Origin of the sequence: Paenibacillus sp. FSL L8-0333 (assembly GCF_037965665.1) — a bacterium.
Taxonomy (GTDB): Bacteria; Bacillota; Bacilli; order Paenibacillales; family Paenibacillaceae; genus Paenibacillus_AQ; species Paenibacillus_AQ odorifer.
The window spans coordinates 5450669-5468038 of sequence record NZ_CP150186.1 but is presented as its reverse complement, the minus strand read 5'-3'; the positions used below and the strand labels follow the sequence as shown (position 1 = coordinate 5468038).

Here is a 17370-nt window from a genome sequence, read left to right as displayed (position 1 = left end):
CTGCTCTGGACAACAAATAACCCGCGAGGACCATTAAAAGTCCTACGCGGGTTATTTGTTGACAGGATTTTAGAGCAAGTTGCGGCGCAGTTCTTCTGGTGATTTCGGAGACAACATCCCAAGTGGAATATCGAAAACAGTACGCGCTCCGCTTTGACCTTCTTGACTCATACGCTGAGCAGCTCTGGCATAAGCCACAAGCACACTAGCTGTAAATTCAGGATTGCTCTCCAGCTTCAGGCCGAATTCAACGATTTGTTTCGTGCCTTCTCCTGTTACACCACTGCGAATAACAAACCCGCCGTGCGGAATACCGCTATGCTGAGCTGCTAGTTCTTCTTCAGTGATGAAAGTAACCGTAGTATCATAATCTGCAAAATAGTTCGGCATATTCACGATTTCTTCGCGAATGCGCTCTTGATCTGCACCTGCCTCAGCTACTACAAAACACTCTCTAAGATGTTTTTCACGAGTAGTAAGTTCTGGTGTTTCACCCGCACGGATAGCCTCGATAACCTCTTGTACTGGAACCGTATATTGTACGCCACCTTTAACGCCTTCTACTCTGCGAATGGCATCGGAGTGACCTTGGCTGACGCCTTTACCCCAGAAAGTATATTCTTTACCTTGTGGAAGAATAGCTTCAGCTAGCAGACGGTTCATGGAGAACAGGCCTGGATCCCAGCCCGTAGAAATTACGCTGAGTGTTCCGCCTTGTTTAGCTGCGGCATCAACGGTCGCAAAGAACTCAGGGATTTTGGCATGAGTGTCAAAGCTGTCCACGGTATTAAACATCCGGGCAATAGCTGGTGTCTGTTCTGGCAGGTCGGTAGCCGATCCTCCGCACAGAATCATAACATCCACTTTTCCCTTATATTGTTCGACGGCAGAGATATGCTCGAATTTCACACCGGTTTCACCGGCTTCCAGTTGTCCAGGCTCTCTGCGCGTAAAGATCGCAACCAGCTCGATATCTTCACTTTGGTTAATAGCCTTACGTACACCTTTTCCTAAATTACCGTAGCCCACAATTGCTGCTTGAATTTTTTGTTTCAGAAAAAGCCCTCCTAAACTGTAATGAACTAAAATCCTATTTCTAGCTTAACTAGTATAGTGCACACTTTTAGCTCTTTTTATATAGTATATAAAAGTTACATGTAATGTAAACTGAATCCGTATAACTTTCATTATTCATTTGGCTATAAAAATAGCATATCTCTCTATTGTCTATCATATATTTCCATATAGATTAGATGAGGTGAGGTGTTACTGTTGAATAACGGAAGAATGACATTCCGATTTGACGTGAATAAGGACGAGCCTAAGCCAAAACCGCAGGTAGTGGAGCGCTGGTCCAGTGGCGGACTGGGCACAGCTGAAGAATATGCAGAGGAGTTGCGCAAGGAGGTCGGTCCAGCACAGCAGCATACTTGGGTGCATGAACCTAATTTACGCTCTACGCGTGAGGCACCACCGGAGGATGCTTACGACTACTACTCAGGAACTGTAGATCCACGCCAGCAAGAATGGGACGAACAGGATAGAGATTTCAGAAATACGCAGCAATCGTATCTGCTTTCAGATTTGGTACTGGATGACAGAGATAAATCAGCAGAGGTTTACACGGGAGGTTATGGGGGCTCATACCATACTCGTCGCCCATCGTATTGGTGGAAATTATCCCTGTCTGTGGTGGGGGCGATCGGCACGGGTCTACTATTAGGATATGCGGCACTTTCCTTTTTTTATGGAGGAAACATGGACAGTAGTTCAGGAACCGGGATAACAGATACGTTGGCTACTTCAGGGCAGACTTCCGGAGCTAATGATCCAGCAGGTGTAGGAACCTCGGGATTGCCGGTTACGGGCACAGATGATGCCGGCAAAAACAGTATTCCTGTTCAAGTGGCTGCGCAAAGCTACTACCTGCTGCAGTATGGCGTATTCAGTACGCCGGCAGGCGCGGAACAAGCTAGACAAGAGCTGTTGGACGCTGGCTTGGCTGCGGGCTTGGACCCTGCTGACGGAAATCGTGTATATGCCGGAATGTCCTCTGACCGTGAACAAGCTAAGCTGCTCAGCAGTGGTCTGAAGAATCAAGGGATTGAGCTTTATGTAAGAGAGGTGGAGCTTCCCGGAGTGGAACGATTAGGATTTGCCGGAAATGCGGAGGCTGTGAATAGTTATTTTGCGGTGAGTGGACAGCTGCTCAGTGAACTAAGCAGTCAATCCGCTTCTTTACTCAGTGGCGGACAAACGGATGCGGCAGCTAATACCTCAGCTGTGAGTGATCTTCATCTCCAATGGAGTGAAGCTGTTAAAGCTCTGGAGCAAGGCATAACGCCTGAAGCCAAAAGCATTTGCGCAGCGCTAGAGAAATCTATGAGCCAAGGAATTTCAGCACTGAGTGAATATAACAAGAACAAGGCGCAAGCCCTGCTTTGGGAAGTGCAGGAATCCATGCTGAGCTTCTTGACCAGTCAAAAACAGCTGCTGTCTGCTATGAATTGAATGCTTGGATTGCGGATTCAAAATAACAGCAAGTCTCCGGGGAATTGGGGGCTTGTTGTTTTTTTCGGAGAGGGGTATCGTTCCGCAACTTTTAGGGCAAAAGGTGGTAAACATTACCGTAGGGGATTTTACGTTTGTATTGATCACCGTTTCACCGTATAATAATTAGGGTGTCAAAAAATGGCGAGGGAAGACTGAGATGAAGAAGAAAAATGTAGGAACACTGCTGTTATTTCTAATTCTAGGCTGGCTGGCTGGAGCCTGGATCGCCAAGCTGCTGCAGCCCGTAAAGGCTCTGTCTTTTCTAACAACATCGACTGTGCTCAAATGGTCTCCGCGAGCCGATTTAGACATCATAACCTATGACATCACTATTCATTTGAAATTGTGCATGCTTAGTCTCGCCGGTATTATTACAGCTGTATGGCTGTACCGCAGACTGTAACTCTCGTTACTGAGCAAGAAGGGACGTTTACAACGTGGACAACTCACCACTCATTATTCTAGCCTCAGGTTCACCGCGTCGACGTGAGCTGTTATCCTTACTGGGTTTGCCCTTTGAGGTCATTACCAGCGAAGCTGATGAGAGCACACCGCCGGATTGGACGCCGGAGAGAATCGTGCGCAGTCTAGCTTTGCGAAAAGCAGAAGCCGTAGTAGCTGCGGCCGGAGAGCGTAACGCAGTCATTATAGGAAGCGACACAATTGTTGTATTAGATAATACTGTGCTAGGCAAACCGGTGGACAAGCTGGACAGCAAAGCGATGCTTACCAGACTTCAGGGCCGAACTCATAAGGTATACACGGGTGTAGCCTGCCTCGGACTCCCGAATGGGAAGACTATAGTGGAGCACCGTGTTACTTCCGTAACGATGAGGGCAATGACTGAAGAGGAAATTGCTGCTTATATTGCTACGGGAGAGCCTGCTGATAAGGCTGGCTCATATGCGATACAAGGGCTTGGGTCCATTTTGGTGGAACGAATTGAAGGCTGTTATTTCAATGTAGTCGGATTGCCTTTGTCGCTTCTTGGCGAAATGCTATCCGAGTTCGGTATAACTGTATTGAGCCGGTAGGAAGCCTGGGGAAAGAGGGATAGGGATGGAGTCGCAACCAATTATGCTGCGGGACCTCCCCCATGAAGAACGACCTAGAGAGCGCATGATGCATTATGGGGCGGAATCATTAAGTCAAGCGGAGTTGTTAGCCATTCTGCTGCGTACGGGAACACGCCGCGAGTCGGCTATTCATATTGCACAGCAGATGCTGGGGAAGATCGGTGGCCTGCGTGGGCTAGTTGACCTTAGCATCGAAGAACTGACCAAAATCAACGGTATCGGTCCTGCCAAGGCCGTACAACTAAAAGCAGGCATCGAACTGGGAAGGCGCCTTGCGAATTCCAGGTTCAATATGCCGGTCATTATCCGCTGTCCTGGGGACGCTGCAGAGATTCTGACTGAGCAATTGCGTTATTTGCAAAAGGAGCATTTTGTCTGTCTGTTTCTGAACACGAAGAATCATGTGATTGGACAAGAAACATTGTCCATGGGCAGCCTGAATGCTTCGATCGTTCATCCTCGTGAGGTATTCAGAGCAGCTATAAAATGCAGTAGCGCCTCTATTATATGCGCGCACAATCATCCTAGTGGTGATCCAACACCTAGTCCAGAAGATATTTCCCTAACCGCTAGATTGCTTCAGGCAGGTGAGATTATCGGAATAGATGTGCTGGACCATCTAATTATCGGAGATAGCAGTTTCGTAAGCTTGAAAGAAAAAGGACATATGTAATATAAATGTAGATTTACTTAGGAAAAGGAGAAATTAGCATGTTGGGTGGTTTCACAAAAGATTTAGGAATTGACTTGGGGACAGCGAATACGCTTGTCTACGTACGCGGTAAGGGCGTTGTTGTAAGAGAGCCTTCCGTTGTAGCCATTAACACTGATACTAAGACGATTGAAGCCGTGGGTGAATCCGCCAAAAAAATGATCGGTCGTACTCCTGGAAATATCCGTGCGATCCGCCCGATGAAAGATGGCGTTATCGCTGATTTTGATACAACGGCTACGATGATTAAATATTTTATTCGTCAAGCACAGAAACAGCGTTCTATGTTCCAGCGTCACCCTAATGTAATGGTCTGCGTGCCATCTGGTATTACTGCTGTAGAGCAACGTGCGGTAGAAGATGCTACCAAACAAGCTGGCGCTCGAGAAGCTTACATTATCGAAGAGCCTTTTGCTGCTGCTATCGGTGCGGATCTGCCAGTATGGGAGCCTACAGGTAGTATGGTTGTAGATATCGGTGGAGGTACAACTGAAGTTGCCGTAATCTCGCTCGGCGGTATTGTTACTAGCCGTTCAGTGCGTGTTGCAGGTGATGAAGCGGATGAGTCCATCATTCAATACATCAAACGTCAATACAATCTGATGATCGGTGAACGTACTTCGGAGCAGCTCAAAATGGATGTTGGCTCTGCCCTTCCTCTTGAAAAGGCTGAAACCATGGAAATTCGCGGCCGTGATCTCGTAACAGGTCTGCCAAAAACACTTACAATTACTTCTGATGAAATCTGTGAAGCTTTGTCTGACACAGTGAATGCTATTATTGAAGCGGTTAAAGTAACATTGGAAAAATGTCCGCCAGAGCTTGCAGCAGATATTATGGATCGTGGAATTGTTTTGACAGGTGGGGGAGCTTTGCTTCGCAACTTGGATAAGCTGCTTGCACGTGAGACGGGAATGCCGGTTATTGTTGCTGAGAATCCACTGGACTGTGTAGCTATTGGAACCGGTAAGGCACTTGAGAACATTCATTTGTTCAAGAGCCGCAGCGGATCCAGTCTTCGTTCGAAGAGATAAGATGATGTTCTACCACTTGTGTAAGTCAACCCCTGTTATGGGAGAAATACTGTTGTTAGAGGGTGTTGAAACTGTTTAAACTCTTAAGCAATAAACGTCTGTTTATTCTGTTGATTACACTGGTGCTGTTCATTGTGGTAATGGGCTTCAGCTTGGCAACAAGGAAAGGCTTGTCCTGGCCGGAGAACTTTCTCAGAGATTCGACTGGTTTCGTGCAAAAAATGTTCTACAAGCCCGCTGGATATGTAGCGGGCTTGTTTGAAGATATTGGAAATCTGAGTGATCTTGCTAAAGAAAATGAACAGCTTAAAATTATGGCTGCCCAGTATGCACGTGATAAAGCCCAGTATAATTTCGTCAAGGCGCGGAATGACGAGTTGGAGAGAAATTGGAATTTCACTGAAGAACAGAAAAATTTGTATAAATATGAATATCGTATTGCACAGGTAATTAGCCAGACAACAGAGCCAAGCAATAGTACGATTGTTATCGATTTGGGCTCCAAAGATGGGGTTAGACCTAATATGTCCGTGATTTCAGTGGATGGTCTAGTTGGTGTTATCAGTAAGGTGAGCAATTTCACCTCCACGGTGAAGCTGATGACAATGATGGACACCAATGATCCTAATTCCCAGCCGCCTATTGCGGCAACTGCCTTAAATAAAGAGGGTAAATCCTTTGGGATGATTGAGAGTTATAATCCAGAGACGAACAGACTGCTGATGACTAAGATTCCTCCGGGTGATCCTATTGCAGCGAAGGATACTATTCTGTCTTCCGGTATTGGAGGATTGTATCCAAGGGGATTGACAATAGGCACAGTTGAAAGCGTCGATGTTGGTGAATTTGGATTAACCTCCACAGCAGTGATTAAGCCTTCAGCAGAATTTCAGGACTGGAAGCAGTTGATTGTTGTGTTTACGGAGGAGCGTGCTGAATAGTGAATATGCGCAGATCAGTTCTTGTTCTGTTACTGTTCCTCTTATTTATTGTGGAGGGGACCATTTTACCTTGGCTGATTCCAGATGTTTGGCAGATGCGAATCATTCCGAATCTGGTTTTTGTAGTGTTATTGTTCGTGACTATATATCATCATCGGCATACAGCACTTATATTGGGATTGTGTTTTGGAATGCTGCATGATGTCGTTTTTTACGGCAGAATTCTTGGAGCACACTCTTTTGCGATGGGATTGTCGGCTTATTTAATCGGCCTTTTATTTCAGATTCCACGTGCTCCGCTACCCCTTATGATGACTGTGGTTCTGCTTGGAAGTCTACTTGAGGATAGTATACTATTTGGTATCTATAGTGTATTTAATCTTAATCAAGAACCTTATAGCTGGGCGATTTTGAATCACATGCTGCCGACGATGCTTTTCCATTTTGCCATCGGGCTACTCTTCTACATACCGGTTCGGCGCCAGCTTGAGCTAATCAAGAAAGAAACGAATAAAGAAGAAGCGGCTTAAATAGCTTCTATTTTCTTTCTATACAAAGCAGGAATTTAAGGGGCCCGGCACGAATGAATGAGGATAGGGGGCCAGGCATATGACAGTAAAATCCAAGCATGTAAGGATTAAGGGCATCAAGGATGGCCTGATATTCCTGCTAGACGACAAATGTCCCTTTGAAGATCTTCTGAGCGAGCTTCGCTATAAGCTGGAGCACAGCCATCAAAATATTTTAACTGGACCGATTGTACATGTGGACATAAAGCTGGGCAATCGTACCGTAACTGAGGAAGACAAGGAAGCTGTGCTGGAGATTCTTAAGGGACAGGGAAATCTGTTGATTCGATCTATAGAGGCGCTTCCAGCGCCCGGCAGTGAGGATAATGACGCATTGTTTTTGATGAGTGGAATTCTACGTTCCGGTCAGGTGCTGCACCATAACGGAAATCTTCTATATCTGGGGGATGTGAACCCGGGGGGGACCATAACCTGTTCAGGCGATATTTATATACTAGGTTCGCTAAGAGGGATGGCGCATGCTGGAGTAGACGGGAATGAGGAAGCAATTATAGCTGCTTCTTTAATGTCTCCAACGCAGTTGCGAATTGCCGATATTATTAGTCGTCCGCCCGATGAATGGGAAACCCGTGAAAGCAGTATGGAATTTGCATATTTAACAAACGGAGCTATGCAGATCGATAAGATTCATAATTTGGTCAAATTACGTCAGGATTTAAATGTGTTTAAAGGGGTGTAGCCTCCATGGGAGAAGCGATAGTCGTAACCTCGGGCAAAGGCGGAGTTGGCAAAACAACCACAACAGCCAACATTGGAACCGCACTTGCACTGCAGGGCAAAAAAGTATGTCTCGTCGATACCGACATTGGACTGCGTAATCTGGATGTAGTTATGGGGCTTGAGAATCGTATTATTTATGATCTTGTGGATGTAGCGGAAGGACGTTGCCGCCTTAATCAAGCGCTCGTTAAAGACAAGCGCTTTGATGAATTGTATATGCTGCCTGCAGCTCAAACAAAGGATAAAACGGCTGTCTCTCCTGAACAAGTAAGAGATATCATTCTTGAACTAAAGAAGGAATATGAGTATGTTCTGATCGATTGTCCGGCAGGAATCGAGCACGGCTTCCGCAATGCGATTGCCGGTGCGGATAAAGCGATTGTGGTTACCACACCAGAGCATGCCGCTGTGCGGGATGCCGATCGTATTATCGGACTATTAGAACAGTCGAGTGTGGAATCGCCGAAATTGGTGGTAAACCGTATTCGCCCAGGTCTTGTGAAGTCTGGGGATATGCTTGATATTGAGGATATATTACAGGTGCTGAACATTGATCTTATCGGAATTGTTCCGGATGATGAACTAGTCATTAAAGCCGCAAATAACGGAGAACCTACAGTTATGAATCCCGATTCGTCAGCAGCTATTGCCTATCGCAATATTGCACGCCGAATTTTAGGTGATGCTGTACCCCTGATGCAGCTTGACCGCAAACCGGGAGCATTTAAGAAACTTAAGAAATTTTTCGGTATGGCTTAATTTTTACTAAGCAATCCTATTATAAGAAGCATACACGGGTCCCACGAGTAGAGAAATCTATGGTGGGGCTTATTTTTTTTGAATAAATATGAATGTATGGCATTTCCGGGATTTAAATGGTCTGTCTTGGAGGGGCTTGTTCTAAAGAGACTTCCGTGCTTCATAAAATGGAAGTAAAACAAGCCCGTCCGGAGGGATAAATATGGATCAGAAATCAGATATCAAGAATCGCCGCAAGGAGCGTATTCGTAGTTTATTGGAGGAACTCCCGGAAGTCTCAGCAGTCTCAGGAGTTTCGGAAGTTCAAGAACTAGAAATAGCGGAGGCTCCCCCTTTATTTATTATGCCGGATAAGAGTACGAGCTTTAAGGAATGGGGAACAGGATTTAAGAATGCGGATCAATCCTCTGTAGAGCCCGATCCAGAGGTGATGTGGAAAAAGAGTCGTGGAGGCTGGGAGGATGACGGCGGTGGAGGCTCAAATTTTACTGCCGGTTTTATTCGGCGCTTTGTTGCTAGTGTTCTTGTGTTTGGAGCAGTGTGGGGGGTCTTTGCGGTACATCAGCCATGGTCGTATAAGATGCAAGCTTTTATTAGTGATGCGTTAAGCAATGACATGGATTTCACGGCTGTGAGAGTTTGGTATGAGGAGAACTTTAACGGAGCTCCAGCGTTCATTCCGATGTTTGGAGATAAAGATGAGCCTGCTCAAAAAGTGGCCGCTCATCATCAACTCACTGCGCCGATTGCTGGGAGCATTGTCCAGCCTTTTGCTTCTACGCTAAAAGGGGTGGAAATTATGCCTCAAATCGATTCAACCTTAAATGTGACGGTGAAAAGTATAGACATGGGACGTATTCTCTCCATCTCTAAAGAGCTGGAAGGGGGCATTCGAATTGCTGTTCAGCATTCAGGTGGTGTCACTGCAGAATACGGACATTTGAGCGGCACCAAGCTGGAGGTTGATGACTGGGTGCAGAGCGGGGATTCGCTCGGTTGGATGATGGAGAAGGACGTATCCTCAGCTTCAACACTATTTTTCGCAGTGATGAAAGACAAGACTTATATTGATCCTACAGAAGTGGTATCGTTTGATTAGGATCTTTGGTATCGAACTGTCACTACATCCACTGTTCGTGATCATTATGTTATTCTCCGTGATCACGGGACAATTTCTAGAGCTGCTCACCTTATTTACGATTGTCTTCATTCATGAAATGGGACATGTCGTTGCGGCTCTTTTGGCTGATGTTACAGTTAAGTCGGTTCAGCTTCTTCCGTTTGGCGGAGTGGCTGTTATTGAAGATCATGGGCGGCTTACAGCCAGTCGTGAGATCGGAATAGCCCTTGCAGGTCCACTGCAAAATGGAATTATGATTGTAATTGCTTTGGGACTTCAACAAGCCGGTTATGGCAATCAGGAATTTCTGACCTATTTTATTCATGCCAATGCCATGATTGGACTTTTTAATCTAGTGCCAGTGCTGCCGCTTGACGGAGGTAAAGTGCTTCAGGCCACTATTAGTTTAGTGCTTCCTTATTACTACACTTTGTTATGGACTGGACGGGTGAGTGTAGCCGCAAGTGTCCTTGTGATTATATATGCGCTGCTGCCTCTTGGAGCGGGTGGAGGCCTTAGGCTGAATATGGTCATGATCGGAGCTTTTTTGCTGTATTCGAATTTTACCGACCATCGTAATTTACCGTACCGGTTTGTTGCTTTTTTGATGAATCGGGAGGCTGTTTATGAGTATCATTTGCGAACAGGAAGCGTTGCTCGTCCAATAGTTGCATTATCTGCGAAACCTTTAGATGATATATTGCGTCTATTTAAACGTAATCAATATCATTTTATCTATGTGTTAAACGGTAAAGGAAATGTTGTTGCTGTTGTGCCGGAACAGCGCTTAATATCAACCTACTTCGGAATATAGTGTATTTATGCAGAGAATGTGAAGGAATGAACGAACGAAACCAGAGGTGAAGCCATGAAACAGATGATCGTTCACTGCACGCAGCACATTACCCGAATGGCTCTTCTGGAAAACGGAAGGCTGGTGGAGTACGCGGCTGAACGCGATCAGCAGCAAGGGTTGGTCGGCAGTTATTACAAAGGCCGTGTGATTAACGTACTTCCAGGTATGCAGGCTGCTTTTGTTGATATCGGACAGAAGAAGAATGCTTTTTTATATGTTGATGATGTATTGCACCCTAATTTGGATAAACAGCCTGATGTGAAGCCCTCTATCGAGACGCTTTTGCAGCCGGGACAGGATATTGTTGTTCAAGTGCGGAAAGAGCCAAGCGGCGGAAAAGGCGCGCGTGTAACGACTCATTATACGTTGCCCGGGCGCTGGATGGTGTACATGCCCTTTGCAGAATACGTCGGTGTCTCCAAAAAAATAAGCCGGGAAGCAGAGCGCAGCCGTCTCAAAGGAATTGGAGAACGTCTGCGAATGAAAGAAGAAGGGCTTATCATGCGGACAGTTTCTCAGGACGAGCCACATGAAGCTGTGGAGGGCGATCTTTCCTTTCTGCGTGCCCAATGGGAGAATATTACACGTAAAGCACAGACGGTAGAGGCTCCCGCTTTACTACATCGTGATCTTAGTATTGTCCAACGCTTTATAAGAGATGCCTTTAATCCGCAACGGGATCAGTTGATTATTGATTCATCTGCCGCAGCTAGAGAAGCAACAGCCTTTCTGGACGACATGGCTCCTGAAGGGTACAAGCCAGTCTGTCTTTATAATGGAGCGGAGTCTATTTTCGCTGCTTATGGTATTCAGGATCAATTGCTCAAGAGCTTCAGCCGCAAAATCACGCTGGAGGGCGGAGCAACAATGATCTGGGATGAGACAGAGGCGTTAACCGTAATTGATGTCAACACCGCTCAATACATTGGCGGAGCATCGCTTGAAGAAACGGTTACCAATACGAATTTGCTCGCAGCTGAGGAGATCGGTCGTTTGATCCGGTTACGCGATACTGGTGGAATCATTATTGTCGATTTTATTGATATGGAACAAGAGCTTCACCGCAAGATGGTCACAGAGCGATTAGAGAAAGTGATCTGCAAGGATCGCACCAAAACACATATTTTGGGGTGGACAAGACTCGGGCTGCTCGAGATGACCAGAAAGAAGGCAAGGCATGATTCAGCCAGCTTTGCGCCTGTGATTTGCCAGTGCTGCGGGGGAACCGGAAAAGTTGGAGAATGGCTGGAATGAGTTGACGATAAGTCATAAGTATGATACTATCTTCAAGTATGTGTTTGATGCAGTTGATCCTGCACATGCTGTAACCGCTCCGATCGGGTACATAAGCGCAGTTCCTACGGGAATTCTGCCACCTAGACTAGGCGAGTCTGAGACATGAGGAGGTGCAAGTAAAATGTATGCAATTATCGAAACTGGTGGTAAACAATACAAAGTCCAAGAGGGCGACGTTTTGTTCATTGAAAAGTTGGAAGCTGAAGACGGCGCAAGTGTAACTTTTGACCGTGTATTGGCTGTTTCTAACGATGGTGGTCTGACTGCAGGAACTCCGCTAGTAAGCGGCGCGTCTGTAACAGCTAAAGTCGAGAAACATGGTAAAGGCGCTAAGGTTGTAGTTTACAAATACAAACCTAAGAAGAACTACCACAAGAAACAAGGTCATCGTCAACCGTACACGAAAGTAACTATCGAGAAGATTCAAGCGTAAGAAGGTGCGTTAATGATTAGCGTGCGGATTACACGATTATCGGATCTAGGAACTATCGTTGGCTTTGAGGTTAAGGGGCATGCGGGTTATGCGAAGCGTGGCGAAGATATCGTATGTGCCGGGGTATCCGCTGTAACAGTTGGAACCGTCAATTCGATTGAGACCTTGACCGGAATCTCCATGGACACGTCCATGAAGAACGGATTCTTAAGTGGAACATTAAGTTCTGTTGAAGATTTCGATACTTCCGCGAAGGTACAATTGCTGCTTGAATCCATGGTCGTAATGCTGAATGATATCGCAGAATCATACGGAAAGTATATTCAAATACAGCAAGTAAATATTTAAAGAAGGAGGTTGACAACATGTTGAAATTGAATCTTCAATTGTTCGCATCGAAAAAAGGTGTAGGTTCCACAAAAAACGGACGGGATTCCCATTCCAAACGTCTTGGCGTGAAACGTGCTGACGGTCAAGCAGTAACCGGCGGTAACATCTTGGTTCGTCAACGCGGAACAAAAATTCACCCAGGAACTAACGTAGGCATCGGTAAAGATGATACTTTGTTCGCAATGGTGGATGGCGTAGTGAAGTTCGAACGTTGGGGCCGCGATCGCAAAAAAGTGAGCGTGTACCCAGTTGATGTCGCTCCGGTAGCAGCGGCACTGGAAGCGTAAGCTTACGGACCATATGAGCAAGTAGAAGCCTCCGGCATGAGTGCCGGAGGCTTTTTTGTAGAATATTCATAATTATTTGTGTTGCAAAGTTGGAAGGGTTAGATAGATGTGAAAATCTCGTTATTATCTCTGGTGAACTACAGTGAACGCGTGTGTTATACTAGGAAATGGTAAATGATACTAACAAAACAAATAATCTAAACGAAGTCATGAATTTTGCGAACTGAGGGACGGGGAGAAAGAATGAAATCCTGGAAAAGTGCAATCTGGGCAGTCATGTTATCCGTAATGCTTCCTTTAGGTCTTTTGTATTGGCATACTTCTCTTCTGACGTGTCTATTACTCGGAATCTGGGTAGTGGCAATCGTTGCTTTCAGTTTTATCTGGAGCCAGCGTCATTATGAACGGGAGCTGCGTATACAAGAGAACACTCTGCAACAGGCGGCGATTCGGACACTGAATCATCATCGACATGATTGGATGAACGATTTGCAGATTCTATACGGATATATTCAGCTTGGAAAGCCTAATAAATCCGTGGAGTGTGTGGAAAGAATAAAGGAACGCATAGCACTTGATAGTCGTATCGCTAAGTTGGGCATTCCTTCATTGGTTTTCTATATCCAATCCTTCCGAACTAACAGGTCTAGTCTGGAATTGGAAGTTCAGGTGGAGGAAGGGCTGCAGCTAGAGGACAAGCTAAATCCAGAAGCAGGAGATGAGCTGACTTCAGTGATTATGCAGACCATACGGGCTTATCAGTACAACGGGCTGGCTCCTCAGGGGGAGACGCGCAAGCTGCGCCTTGGCTTTTTTCAGGATGGAGGAGACATTCTTATCTCCTTCGAAGGCGAGGGGGAGCATGGCAATCCCGAGCTGCTCAAAGGGCAAATTTATAATATAGTACAAGGAAAAATCATGAAAGCAGAGCAGTTTAAGCCTAGCAGGGCTTATGTAGAGCTGCGATTACCGCTTGAAATGTGAGGAAGGTGAACATTTATGTTCGTAGATAAAGCTAAGATTTATGTTAAAGGCGGTGACGGCGGGGATGGTCTCGTTGCGTTTCGCCGGGAGAAATATGTACCGGAGGGTGGTCCTGCCGGTGGTGACGGAGGCCGTGGAGGCGACGTTATTTTCCGTGTAGATGAGGGACTGCGCACGTTGATGGATTTCCGTTATCAGCGCCACTTCAAAGCTGACAAAGGGATTAAAGGACGGAACAAAAGCCAACATGGAGCGAATGCGGATCATATGATCGTTCGTATTCCGCCAGGAACCATTCTGATTGACGATGATACGCAAGAGATCATTGCCGATATGACGCGTCATGGACAACAGGTTGTAGTTGCACGTGGAGGCCGTGGAGGCCGGGGTAACACCCGTTTTGCCACAGCTAATAATACTGCACCAGAGCTTGCGGAGAACGGTGAAGAAGGCCAAGAGCGTTATGTGGTTATGGAACTTAAGGTAATGGCTGATGTAGGGCTTGTAGGCTTCCCGAGTGTGGGTAAATCTACGTTGCTGTCGGTTGTGTCCGCAGCTCAGCCCAAAATCGGAGCGTACCATTTCACAACAATTACACCGAATTTAGGGGTAGTGGATGTTGGGGATGGCCGAAGCTTTGTGATGGCAGATCTGCCTGGATTAATCGAGGGAGCTAGTGAAGGCATAGGTCTAGGTCACGAATTCCTGCGTCACGTTGAACGTACGCGTATCATCATTCATGTAGTTGATATGTCTGGCTCTGAGGGTCGTGATCCCTTCGAGGATTGGGTTCTAATTAATGATGAGCTGAAGCAGTACAATGCTAGTCTAATCGATCGTCCGCAGATTGTGGCGGCGAATAAAATGGATATGCCTGAATCAGAAGAGAATCTTATTTCTTTCCGCGAACGCGTAGCTGAGGTGCGGCCGGATTTAGAAATCATGCCAATTTCATCCCTTACCCGTCAGGGTGTTCAGGAGCTCCTATATCGTGCAACGGATATTCTCGACAGCATTCCGGTTGCGCCGGTGGTTGAGGAAGTTGCTGAAACTACTGAACGTAAGGTGTATAAGCTGGAAGCAGAAGAGGATAATTCGTTTACTATTACACGGGATAACGAGGCGTTTGTGGTCACAAGCCCACGTATCGAACGTATGCTGAAGCGCATGCAGCTTAGCACACATGATGCGATTCTCAAGCTGGCACGGACTTTGCGTCATATGGGTGTAGATGCAGAGCTTCGTAAACGCGGTGCTGTAGAAGGAACGATTGTCCGTATCGCTGATTTCGAATTCGAATTCGTTGAGAACAGCAGCTACTATTAATATTTAGCTGACTATGAAGCGCCAACTATGGTTTTCCTGTAAAGGGATGGCATAGTTGGCGCTTTTTTTGTGAGGAGATCAGTAATTTTTTTCAATAAAAGAACCCAAAACACGATATATATCGTATACAATAAATATCGAAATACACTAATTCCCATTTGGGAGCATACACGTTATTTATATATAAGATAATGAAAGAAGGAATAGCAGATGGCAATTATAGAAGTGGTGAAGTATGACGGTCCTCCAGGTATATTTGCATGGAAATATCCTAACCAGGAGCTGGGAACATGGACACAACTAATCGTTAATGAATCCCAGGAAGCGATTCTATTCAAGGGCGGACAAGCGCTTGATTCCTTTACAGCTGGGCGGCACACTCTAAGTACCGCTAATATACCTATTTTATCCAATATCGTTAATCTTCCTTTTGGTGGAAAATCACCATTTACGGCTGAAGTATGGTATGTGAATAAGACGAATTCGATGAATGTCAAATGGGGAACAAGCTCGCCTTTACAGCTTCAGGATCCTAAATACAAAATTATGATTTCTGTTCGCTCTTTTGGGCAGTTTGGTGTAAAAATCGATGATCCGCGAAAATTCTTGCTGAAGCTCGTAGGGACACTCCCGCAGTTTGATCATGAAACGCTTATCAGTTATTTCCGCGGACTGCTGATGTCGAATATAAATGAACTTATTTCTTCTTACCTTGTGCACAAGCAAATCAGCATACTGGAGATTAATGCTTATGTTGCAGAGATCTCCAAACATATTCAGGGCCGACTAGCCTCGGCTTTCTTGGATAATGGCATTGAGCTGAATAATTTCTATATTGATTCGATCAATATTCCAGAGGATGATCCGGCAACGATTCGTTTGAAGGAAGCTTTGGCTAAAAAAGCAGAAATGGATATCATCGGATTCACCTATCAGCAGGAGCGTGGTTTTGACACGATGGAAGAAGCGGCAGGTAATCCCGGCAATCTTGGAGTGGGCATGATGAACACCGGGATGGGGCTTGGACTTGGAATGGGATTTGCTGGACCCGCTATGGATATGGTGAACCGTATGACTAGAGGGATGAACTTGGATTCAGGGACTACAGTTATACGTCAAGAGCAGCGTTCCTGCTCTAAGTGTGGTGTTATGAATCCAGTAGAGGGACGGTTCTGCAGCGGTTGTGGGCAGGCACTTGGAGGCAACCCGCAAGGTTCTCCCTCTGCGAACAAGATTAAATGTTTTGAATGCGGGCATGAACTAAATGCGGGAGCTAAGTTCTGTCCAGGTTGCGGGAATCCTTATCGTCCTTGCCCATCCTGTAAAGCAGATAATCCTGAGGGAGCGGCTTCTTGTGTCTCCTGTGGAAAAGAAATGCCTAAAGCTTGCGGTAAATGTGGGACTATGGTAGCGCCAGGGGTGAAATTCTGTCCTCATTGTGGAGACAGCATGGTGATTAAATGCAGCGGCTGTGGACATGAGCTGAAAGCTGGACAAAAATTCTGTGCAGAGTGCGGAACAAAAGCAGGCTAAGGAGGACCTAATGAACAAAAGCAGGAGATATATATACATTATTACCGTCATTTATGCGGTAGCTATAGTACTGACAGTGTTCTCGTTTATTGGATTAGGTTTCTCCGACTCACTGTTTCGGTTCACAATTTCTTTATCCGCGGTTCTGCTAGCAGAGAGTGTAATCTATGGCTATTGTATTTTATGGCTCCGAACTGCAAGTAGCATTCAGCAGACTCCGCCTGTTCTTATCAGCGGTGCAATCATTACGGGAATCTATGCAGTCATCGTATTTGTATCGGCCTTATTATTCGATTGGCTGCTGGAGTTACCCGCCTTGTGGTACGCAGCCGAACAACTGCTGATTCTTGTGTTAGGGGCGATCACTTTGGCCGCGATAGGGCTTTACGGGTGGAATGCCGGGGCAGGGGAGCAGCAAGCCCAAAAGTCTTTACAAAAGTTTCGGCGGTATCAGAACGAATTAACTGAAATGAGTGAGCTGGCTAGTAGCTGGAAGAATTCCGAATCTGGGCAGCTAGTGAACGTGCTAGATATGTTGGAGGAAAAATTTAAGTACAGTGATCCGATATCAGAACCGTCTTTATATGCTACAGAGGATATTCTGCAGCAGCAGATTTCCCTGTTACATGATCACGTGAAGCTACTGCTGGCGACCCAAGAGCCACATGAGGGCTGGCAGGTAGAAATAAATGAGATGTCAGAGAGCATAAAGTCTACACTTCAGCGGCGTAACCGTGAATTAGCGGCACTTAAATAGGAG

General features: G+C 45.9%; 21 protein-coding genes and 1 other annotated feature. Of the genes, 20 read left to right on the top strand and 1 reads right to left on the bottom strand.

Features of this window, described 5'->3' with window-relative positions; translation table 11 throughout:
- Nucleotides 1–69: 69 nt before the first annotated feature.
- Nucleotides 70–1056 carry a diaminopimelate dehydrogenase gene (locus NYE72_RS24470; protein ID WP_038573038.1) on the bottom strand — a complete coding sequence of 329 codons (987 nt, stop codon included), beginning with the start codon at nucleotides 1054–1056 and terminating at the stop codon, nucleotides 70–72.
- A gap of 216 nt (nucleotides 1057–1272) precedes the next feature.
- Between NYE72_RS24470 and NYE72_RS24465 the strand changes: the two genes are divergently transcribed.
- The 20 genes from NYE72_RS24465 to NYE72_RS24370 all read left to right on the top strand — a co-directional run bounded on the left by NYE72_RS24465 (nucleotide 1273) and on the right by NYE72_RS24370 (nucleotide 17367).
- Nucleotides 1273–2511, top strand: a complete 1239-nt coding sequence (locus NYE72_RS24465; protein WP_076142053.1) for an SPOR domain-containing protein — start codon at nucleotides 1273–1275, stop codon at nucleotides 2509–2511.
- A gap of 199 nt (nucleotides 2512–2710) precedes the next feature.
- Nucleotides 2711–2956 carry a DUF4321 domain-containing protein gene (locus tag NYE72_RS24460; RefSeq protein ID WP_036685144.1) on the top strand — a complete coding sequence of 82 codons (246 nt, stop codon included), beginning with the start codon at nucleotides 2711–2713 and terminating at the stop codon, nucleotides 2954–2956.
- 34 nt (nucleotides 2957–2990) lie between these two features.
- Nucleotides 2991–3587 (top strand): Maf family protein, encoded by a 597-nt coding sequence (locus NYE72_RS24455; protein ID WP_036685146.1) that lies wholly within the window; start codon nucleotides 2991–2993, stop codon nucleotides 3585–3587.
- A 25-nt stretch (nucleotides 3588–3612) separates the two neighbouring features.
- On the top strand, nucleotides 3613–4302 hold the full coding sequence (gene radC / locus NYE72_RS24450) for a DNA repair protein RadC (protein WP_036685147.1): 690 nt from the start codon (nucleotides 3613–3615) through the stop codon (nucleotides 4300–4302).
- Nucleotides 4303–4340: 38 nt separating this feature from the next.
- Nucleotides 4341–5375, top strand: coding sequence for a rod shape-determining protein (locus NYE72_RS24445; RefSeq protein WP_036685150.1), 1035 nt, complete (start codon nucleotides 4341–4343; stop codon nucleotides 5373–5375).
- 62 nt (nucleotides 5376–5437) lie between these two features.
- Nucleotides 5438–6316, top strand: a complete 879-nt coding sequence (gene mreC / locus NYE72_RS24440) for a rod shape-determining protein MreC (RefSeq protein ID WP_036685152.1) — start codon at nucleotides 5438–5440, stop codon at nucleotides 6314–6316.
- Nucleotides 6316–6846 carry a rod shape-determining protein MreD gene (mreD, locus tag NYE72_RS24435; RefSeq protein WP_080742577.1) on the top strand — a complete coding sequence of 177 codons (531 nt, stop codon included), beginning with the start codon at nucleotides 6316–6318 and terminating at the stop codon, nucleotides 6844–6846. Before mreC ends, mreD begins: the two co-directional genes overlap by 1 nt.
- Before the next feature lie 79 nt (nucleotides 6847–6925).
- Nucleotides 6926–7585, top strand: coding sequence for a septum site-determining protein MinC (gene minC, locus NYE72_RS24430; RefSeq protein ID WP_036685154.1), 660 nt, complete (start codon nucleotides 6926–6928; stop codon nucleotides 7583–7585).
- 5 nt (nucleotides 7586–7590) lie between these two features.
- Nucleotides 7591–8385: a septum site-determining protein MinD gene (gene minD / locus NYE72_RS24425; RefSeq protein ID WP_036685156.1), complete on the top strand. Its 795-nt coding sequence runs from the start codon at nucleotides 7591–7593 to the stop codon at nucleotides 8383–8385.
- Nucleotides 8386–8587: 202 nt separating this feature from the next.
- Nucleotides 8588–9484, top strand: coding sequence for a M23 family metallopeptidase (locus NYE72_RS24420; RefSeq protein WP_076142055.1), 897 nt, complete (start codon nucleotides 8588–8590; stop codon nucleotides 9482–9484).
- Nucleotides 9477–10319, top strand: coding sequence for a M50 family metallopeptidase (locus NYE72_RS24415; protein WP_339210609.1), 843 nt, complete (start codon nucleotides 9477–9479; stop codon nucleotides 10317–10319). Before NYE72_RS24420 ends, NYE72_RS24415 begins: the two co-directional genes overlap by 8 nt.
- A 54-nt stretch (nucleotides 10320–10373) precedes the next feature.
- Nucleotides 10374–11615, top strand: coding sequence for an Rne/Rng family ribonuclease (locus NYE72_RS24410; protein WP_038573035.1), 1242 nt, complete (start codon nucleotides 10374–10376; stop codon nucleotides 11613–11615).
- Complete coding sequence (locus NYE72_RS24405) at nucleotides 11596–11763, top strand: hypothetical protein (RefSeq protein ID WP_155288184.1); 168 nt, start codon at nucleotides 11596–11598, stop codon at nucleotides 11761–11763. The genes NYE72_RS24410 and NYE72_RS24405 overlap by 20 nt, the downstream gene beginning before the upstream one ends.
- Nucleotides 11678–11764, top strand: a sequence feature (ribosomal protein L21 leader region). It overlaps the preceding gene by 86 nt.
- A 14-nt stretch (nucleotides 11765–11778) precedes the next feature.
- Nucleotides 11779–12090, top strand: coding sequence for a 50S ribosomal protein L21 (gene rplU, locus NYE72_RS24400; protein WP_036685166.1), 312 nt, complete (start codon nucleotides 11779–11781; stop codon nucleotides 12088–12090).
- A 12-nt stretch (nucleotides 12091–12102) separates the two neighbouring features.
- A complete protein-coding gene (locus NYE72_RS24395; protein ID WP_036685168.1) occupies nucleotides 12103–12438 on the top strand; it encodes a ribosomal-processing cysteine protease Prp in 336 nt (111 codons plus the stop codon).
- A 17-nt stretch (nucleotides 12439–12455) separates the two neighbouring features.
- Nucleotides 12456–12767 carry a 50S ribosomal protein L27 gene (rpmA, locus tag NYE72_RS24390; protein WP_036685171.1) on the top strand — a complete coding sequence of 104 codons (312 nt, stop codon included), beginning with the start codon at nucleotides 12456–12458 and terminating at the stop codon, nucleotides 12765–12767.
- 243 nt (nucleotides 12768–13010) lie between these two features.
- Nucleotides 13011–13751, top strand: coding sequence for a Spo0B domain-containing protein (locus NYE72_RS24385; RefSeq protein ID WP_036685172.1), 741 nt, complete (start codon nucleotides 13011–13013; stop codon nucleotides 13749–13751).
- 15 nt (nucleotides 13752–13766) lie between these two features.
- The gene (obgE, locus tag NYE72_RS24380) at nucleotides 13767–15077 is read left to right on the top strand and encodes a GTPase ObgE (RefSeq protein ID WP_036685174.1); all 1311 of its coding nucleotides are present in this window, start codon (nucleotides 13767–13769) and stop codon (nucleotides 15075–15077) included.
- Nucleotides 15078–15287: 210 nt separating this feature from the next.
- A complete protein-coding gene (locus tag NYE72_RS24375) occupies nucleotides 15288–16610 on the top strand; it encodes an SPFH domain-containing protein (RefSeq protein ID WP_076100995.1) in 1323 nt (440 codons plus the stop codon).
- 10 nt (nucleotides 16611–16620) lie between these two features.
- Nucleotides 16621–17367, top strand: coding sequence for a hypothetical protein (locus NYE72_RS24370; protein ID WP_076100997.1), 747 nt, complete (start codon nucleotides 16621–16623; stop codon nucleotides 17365–17367).
- Nucleotides 17368–17370: the final 3 nt, after the last annotated feature.